This window comes from uncultured Eubacterium sp. (genome assembly GCF_945980375.1).
Lineage (GTDB): Bacteria > Bacillota > Clostridia > Oscillospirales > Acutalibacteraceae > Eubacterium_R.
Map to the genome: position 1 here is coordinate 1 of NZ_CAMFQO010000042.1, position 6,750 is coordinate 6,750.

The following is a 6,750-nucleotide window of genomic DNA, read 5'->3' on the forward strand; positions in this document are numbered from 1 at the left end:
TTAAGGCAGTCCTTATTGATAAGGACTTTAATCCTATTGCTTCCGGCTCTCACACGTGGGAAAATAAGCTTGTTGACGGAATTTGGACTTACAGCCTCGACGATGCATGGGCAGGGCTTCGTGACGCCTATTCAAATCTTAACGAGGAATGTAATAATAAATTCGGCTCGTATATTTCAGAGCTTTCATCTCTTGGCTTTTCCGCTATGATGCACGGCTATCTTCCATTTGATAAAGACGATAATCAGCTTGCAGAGTTTAGGACATGGCGTAACACCGTTACTGCAGAAGCATCAAGAGAATTAACAGAGCTTTTTGATTTTAATATCCCGCAAAGATGGAGCATTGCTCACTTGTATCAGGCTATACTTAACGGTGAGGAGCATAATGCCCGTATTGCTCATTTAACAACTCTCGCGGGCTATATTCACTATATGCTTTCCGGTCAAAGAGTGGTTGGCATCGGTGAAGCATCGGGTATGTTCCCGATAGACAGCACTACGAATAATTATAATCTTGATATGGTAGAAAAATTCAATTCTCTTCCAAAGGTTAAAGCACTCGGAATAAATATCCTTGACCTTTTGCCAAAAGCACTTTTAGCAGGTGAAAATGCAGGATATTTAACCGAGGAAGGAGCAAGGCTTATTGACCCATCGGGTAAATTAAAGGCAGGAGTACCTATGGCTCCTCCGGAGGGCGACGCCGGAACAGGTATGACCGCTACAAATGCAATAGCAGTCAAAACAGGCAATGTCAGTGCAGGTACATCAATCTTTTCAATGGTTGTGCTTGAAAAACAGCTTTCAAAGGTGTACGAGGAAATTGATATGGTTACTACCCCTGTTGGAAAGCCTGTTGCTATGGTGCATTGTAATAATTGCTGTACCGATCTTGACCATTGGGTAAATATTTTCAGTCAGTTTGCCTGTGCTACGGGCAGTCAGCTTACAAAGCCGGAAATTTACGATATCCTTTATGAGTCTGCACTTTATGCCGATGCAAATGCCGGCGGAGTGGTAAATATCAATTATTTTTCGGGCGAACCCGTTTCTCACACTACAGACGGCAGACCGATGCTTGTCAGAGCACAGGGTGCTGATTTCAATCTTGCAAACCTTATGAGAGCACAGATTTATTCAACAATGGCAACTCTTAAAATCGGTATGCAGATTTTGGAAAAAGAAAATGTTACTATTGATTGCCTTATGGGGCACGGCGGTCTGTTCAAAACTCCCATCGTCGGTCAAAGGCTTATGGCAGGTGCCATGAACTGTCCTGTTGCTGTAATGCAAACAGCAGGTGAGGGTGGTGCTTGGGGTATGGCTGTTTTGGCTCGCTACAGCGTTGACGGTGGCTCACAGCCTCTTGATGAATACCTCAACACAAGGGTGTTTGCAAATTGTCAAAGCTCTGTTATTGCTCCTAATGAACAGGACGTCAATGGCTTTGAGGAATATATGAAGCTTTACAAATCAGCACTTAAGGCTGAAATTACAGCCTATGAAAATATTTAAGGAGAACAATATGGCTATTAAGGATTATGAATTTTGGTTTGTCGTAGGAACACAGTTCCTGTACGGCGAGGAAATATTTGATACAATCAATTCTCACGCAACACAGATTGCACAGGCTTGGAGTGAAAAGCTTCCATGCAAGGTTGTTGCAAAGCCATGCGTAAAAACATCAAAGGAGATTTTGGATGTTATGCAGGGGGCAAACAATGATGAACACTGTGCAGGTGTTATCACCTGGATGCATACCTTTTCTCCGTCAAAGATGTGGATTGCGGGCTTTAATGCACTTGAAAAGCCATATTTGCACGTTAATACACAGTTTAACCGTGACATTCCGTGGCAGGATATTGATATGGACTTTATGAATCTTAATCAATCTGCTCACGGTGACAGAGAGCACGGCTACATTTCAGCTCGTATGAGATTGAAGCATAAGGTTGTTGCGGGCTACTGGCAGGATGAGACAATGCAGGATAAAATCGGCGTTTGGATGAGAGCGGCTGTCGGAGCTATGGAAAGCAGAAAGCTTCGTGTTCTTCGTATTTCAGACAATATGCGTAATGTTGCCGTAACCGACGGTGACAAGATTGAAGCACAAATCAAGCTTGGCTGGCAGGTAGACCATTACGGAGTCGGAGATATTATCAAGCTTGTTGATGCTGTGACAGATGCCCAAATCGATGCTCAAATGGCTGAATACGAGGCTAATTACATTATGGATACCGATAATATAGAGGCTGTACGATATCAGGCTCGTGAGGAGGTTGCACTTAAGAAATTCCTCGAAAAAGAGGGCTTTGGTGCGTTCCATACCAATTTTGAGGATTTACAGGGACTTCGTCAGCTTCCGGGACTTGCGACACAGGACTTGATGCGTCAGGGCTATGGCTTTGGTGCAGAGGGCGATTGGAAGGTTGCCGCTATGACAAGAGTAATGAAGCTTATGTCAGAGGGTATGCAGGGCGGTACTGCGTTTATGGAGGATTATACATATCATTTTGAGCCGGGCAACGAGATGCTTCTTGGCTCACATATGCTTGAGGTTTGTCCTACTATCGCAGGCGAAAAGGCAAAGATTCAGGTTCACCCTCTCGGTATCGGTGACAGAGAGGATCCTGCACGATTGGTGTTTAAGGCACAAACAGGCAATGCCATCGTTGTTACCCTTGTTGATATGGGCGACAGGCTTCGTATGATAGTTAATGATGTTGAGTGTAAGGAGCAGGTAAACGATATGCCAAAGCTCCCCGTTGCAGGTGTGTTGTGGAAGCCGTTGCCTTGTCTTCAAACCTCGGCAGAGGCTTGGATTTATGCAGGCGGCGCACATCACAGTGTTCTTTCATATTCTCTTACGGCAGACCATATGCGTGATTTTGCCGAGATTATGGGCATTGAATTTGTTCATATCAATAAGAATACCGAAATTAACGAATTTAGAAAAGAGCTATTTTATAATGATGTTGCATACAAGCTCGGTATGTAGCATAAGGAGAAAAGATGTTAGAGGAATTAAAAAAAGAGGTTTATCTTCAAAACCTTAAGCTTGTAGAATACGGCTTGGTGGTTTTAACCTGGGGTAATGTTTCTGCTATTGACAGAGAAAGCGGATTATTTGTAATAAAACCGTCAGGTGTGCCATATAGTGAAATGACTGCTGATGATATGGTTGTTATGGACCTAAAGGGAAATAAGGTTGAGGGACGGCTTAATCCGTCATCCGACACCCCAACACATATGGAGCTTTACAATCGCTTTGACAGCATTGGTGGTGTTGTGCACACTCACTCATCATGGGGATGCTCTTGGGCACAGGCAGGCAGAGATGTTCGCGCCTACGGTACAACACATGCAGATTTTGCAAATGGCAGTATACCTTGTACAAGGGGCTTAACCGAAGCAGAGGTTAACGGAGAATATGAACTGAATACAGGCAAGGTTATCGTTGAAGAGTTTGAAAAACGAGGCTTATCTGCACAGGAATGTCCTGCTGTACTTGTTCATCGTCACGGTCCCTTTGCTTGGGGCAAAAATGCCGCAAAGGCTGTTGAAAACGCATTGATATTAGAGGAGGTATGCAAAATGGCATACAGAACAGAGGCAGTTGCAGCCTTGGGTGACGACTCTAATATCGGTATAGAAAAATATCTTTTGGATAAGCATTATGAACGTAAGCATGGCAAAAATGCATATTACGGTCAGGATAAATAGGAGGATTTGTATGACAAAAAATATTAGTAGGCTTCTTGCTGTATTCCTTGCTGTCGTAATGTGTATTTGTTCGACAGCACCGGTTTATGCACTTGAAATCAATGATTTGGAAAATGCGGACATTGTTTTTGAAAACTCAATTACAAAATTTGAAGCTACAGGCAAGCCGATTGTGCCAAGCTATAAGGTTTTCTTTAATGGCGTAGAGCTTGCTAAGGATGAAGATTATGTTGAATTGCTTGAAAATAATACTGCTGTCGGCACAGCATCTTTGTCTGTTGTTGCTGTTCCCGGTTCGGAATATCAGGGCAAAAAGACGGTTTATTTTACTATTTATAAAAAAGCAGCCCCTGCTCCTATTACAGCACCTAAAACACCGAGCATTAAAGCATGCTACGGCGAAAAATCAAAAACAAAGCTTACTGTTGAATGGTCCAAGGTCAAGTGCGACAAGTACCAAATTATGTATTCAAAAAACAGTTCCTTTAAGTCCGGAGTAAAAACTATTCTTGTTTCAGGCAGTGCTACAAAGAAAACCTTTACCGTAAAGAATAATAACAAAACATACTACTGCAAAATCCGTGCAATAAACTATAATGAGAAAAACAAGCCTCTTTACAGCACATGGTCAAAAAAATCAAGCAGCAGCTTTACAAGGGTGTATGCCAAGTATTCAACAAAGTATGTTAACAATAAGAACAGAACAACAAATCTTCGCATTGCATCAAAGGCTATTGACGGAACCGTTATTATGCCGGGTGAAACATTTTCGTTTAACAAGGTTGTAGGTAAGAGAACTGCCGCTAAGGGCTACAAAAAGGCTCATGTTTTTAACGGAGCTAATGCTTCGTCAATGGGTATAGGTGGCGGTATTTGTCAGGTTGCGTCAACTATATTCAACACCGTACTGATTTCAAACCTTAAGGTTAAAGAACGCCATCAACATTCTCAAAGGGTTGCATATGTTCCTTTGGGCAGAGATGCCGCAATTTATTGGCCGTCGCAGGATTTGAAATTTACCAACAACACTAATTATCCCATAAAGATAAAAATGGTTGTTAAGGACGGAGTAATATCCTGCACCTTCCTTACACACCAAAACGTTAAACCCAAAAAGGTTAGCATAAAGGTTAAGCGAAGCGGCAAAAACTTTACTATGAAGCGTTATGTGGGCGGTAAGTGTAATTACACCACAAAGTCACATTATTAATACAGTCCAAAAAATGACACCCATCATTGAAATGTGATGGGTGTTATGTTATTTTATAAGTAAAGGAGTGATATTTATGATTATGTATATTATGCTTGGAGCCTGTATTGTGCTTTTGCTTGTGCTTATAATTTTATCATTAACACAATCAAAGGGTACTAATAGCGCAAGGCTTGAAGAGCTGTCCCGTCAAATGAATGAGCTTGTAAATAAAAACTACGAGCAACAGGTCAAAATTATGGAAACGCTTAATGATAACAATGTAAATCAGACAAAATTTATTCAACAGTCCATTTTATCAATGCAGGAGGGCAATGAAAAAAAGCTTGAGCAAATGCGAGAAACAGTTGATGAAAAGCTAACCTCCACCTTAAACAAAAGGATTAACGCTTCATTCGAGCAGGTGTCCACTCAGCTTACAAATGTTTACCAATCACTCGGCGAAATGAAGGAGCTGTCCTCAGGTGTAACAGGGCTTAATAAAATACTCACCAATGTTAAAACAAGAGGCACTTGGGCAGAGCTTCAGCTTGATAATATTCTTGAGCAAATTATTCCCAATATGTACGAAAGAAATGTAAAAACCAATCCAAAGTATAACGGACAGGTAGAATTTGCAGTAAAGATACCCAACGCAGATAATGATGAGATAAGTTGGTTGCCGATAGATTCAAAATTTCCTATGGAGGATTATATCCGTCTGACAGATGCGGGCGAGCAGGGAAATATTGAAGCGGTGGATAGGGCACAAAAGGCGCTTGAGCAACGAGTTAAGGAGGAAGCGAGGGCTATTAAAAATTATATTAACGAGCCATATACAACACCCTTTGCTATTATGTATCTTGCAACTGAGGGATTGTATGCCCAAATAATGAATAGCCCAACAGGCCTGCCCGAAAGATTGCAGGAGATGGGTATTCTTGTTGCAGGTCCAAGCACAATTACGGCACTTTTGAATTCTCTTCAGCTCGGCTTTAGTACCATTGCAATAAACAAGCGTGCAAACGAGGTGTGGAAAATACTCGGCAACGCCAAAAAGCAGTACGATCTTTTCGGTGAGCTTCTCCTTAAGGCTCAAACAAAAATTGATGAAGCCGGAAAAATAATCGGCAAGGCAAATGAGAGAAATGAAATTATCAAGAAAAATCTAAAAAAGGTTAATGAACTTGAATCTAATGTGTCGCAAATAGAACTTTTAGAGTAGAATAAAGTCAAAACCTGCGATATATTTTACAGTTTTTTAATTGTTCGTTGAAAATTACTTAATCGGCTATTAATAAATTTATGGTATAATTTAGTAAAATACATAAAGGATTGATGTCGATGGTAAATTATATTACAGGAGATAACGGTTGTGGCAAAACAAATGCGCTTGTTAGAAACGCAACAGAACTTGCACAGGATGAAAAAAGATGCATTGCCTTTGTTGATTGCGGTAACGATTTGCAATGCCTGCTCCCAAGAAGCATAAGATATATTAATTCGCAGGACTATGATATTGAAGGTGCTATTTCTCTTTATGGATTTTTGTCCGGTATTTGTGCAAGTAATTTTGATTTGACAGATATTTTTGTTGATTGCACTATGAAAATAATAAACAACAATAAAACAAGTATGGAAGATTTTATCAGTATAATTAACGACTTATCAAAGGCAACAAATGTTGATTTTCATTTTGCCTATATAGATAAATTTACTCCTGATTTGACGCACGAAAGCGTAGGGTAACGGTAATAATCCGAACCACGGTTTATCGTGGCAGATATTGCCCTTACTCTACGTTAAAATACTCGTTAATCCGAAAGGATTAACTGC

At 40.8% G+C, this 6,750-nt stretch carries 6 protein-coding genes; all 6 read left to right on the plus strand.

All coding sequences use genetic code 11. The features are described 5' to 3' along the window. The coding region (locus tag Q0P34_RS08090; RefSeq protein WP_294955275.1) for an FGGY-family carbohydrate kinase at positions 1–1,517 on the plus strand (1,517 nt) is incomplete at its 5' end. A gap of 10 nt (positions 1,518–1,527) precedes the next feature. Continuing rightward, positions 1,528–3,000 carry an L-arabinose isomerase gene (gene araA / locus Q0P34_RS08095; RefSeq protein WP_294955276.1) on the plus strand — a complete coding sequence of 491 codons (1,473 nt, stop codon included), beginning with the start codon at positions 1,528–1,530 and terminating at the stop codon, positions 2,998–3,000. Between the two features lie 14 nt (positions 3,001–3,014). Then, positions 3,015–3,725: an L-ribulose-5-phosphate 4-epimerase gene (locus tag Q0P34_RS08100; RefSeq protein WP_294955278.1), complete on the plus strand. Its 711-nt coding sequence runs from the start codon at positions 3,015–3,017 to the stop codon at positions 3,723–3,725. Positions 3,726–3,735: 10 nt separating this feature from the next. After that, the gene (locus Q0P34_RS08105; protein ID WP_294955280.1) at positions 3,736–4,935 is read left to right on the plus strand and encodes a VanW family protein; all 1,200 of its coding nucleotides are present in this window, start codon (positions 3,736–3,738) and stop codon (positions 4,933–4,935) included. Positions 4,936–5,011: 76 nt separating this feature from the next. Then, positions 5,012–6,139, plus strand: a complete 1,128-nt coding sequence (locus tag Q0P34_RS08110; protein ID WP_294955282.1) for a DNA recombination protein RmuC — start codon at positions 5,012–5,014, stop codon at positions 6,137–6,139. A 119-nt stretch (positions 6,140–6,258) separates the two neighbouring features. Beyond that, positions 6,259–6,663: a hypothetical protein gene (locus Q0P34_RS08115; RefSeq protein WP_294955284.1), complete on the plus strand. Its 405-nt coding sequence runs from the start codon at positions 6,259–6,261 to the stop codon at positions 6,661–6,663. Positions 6,664–6,750 lie beyond the last annotated feature (87 nt).

Bases quoted from the DNA above. Each gene is read 5' to 3' on its own strand.
- araA (WP_294955276.1), top strand. From the start codon at position 1,528: ATGGCTATTAAGGATTATGAATTTTGGTTTGTCGTAGGAACACAGTTC.
- Q0P34_RS08100 (WP_294955278.1), top strand. From the start codon at position 3,015: ATGTTAGAGGAATTAAAAAAAGAGGTTTATCTTCAAAACCTTAAGCTT.
- Q0P34_RS08105 (WP_294955280.1), top strand. From the start codon at position 3,736: ATGACAAAAAATATTAGTAGGCTTCTTGCTGTATTCCTTGCTGTCGTA.
- Q0P34_RS08110 (WP_294955282.1), top strand. From the start codon at position 5,012: ATGATTATGTATATTATGCTTGGAGCCTGTATTGTGCTTTTGCTTGTG.
- Q0P34_RS08115 (WP_294955284.1), top strand. From the start codon at position 6,259: ATGGTAAATTATATTACAGGAGATAACGGTTGTGGCAAAACAAATGCG.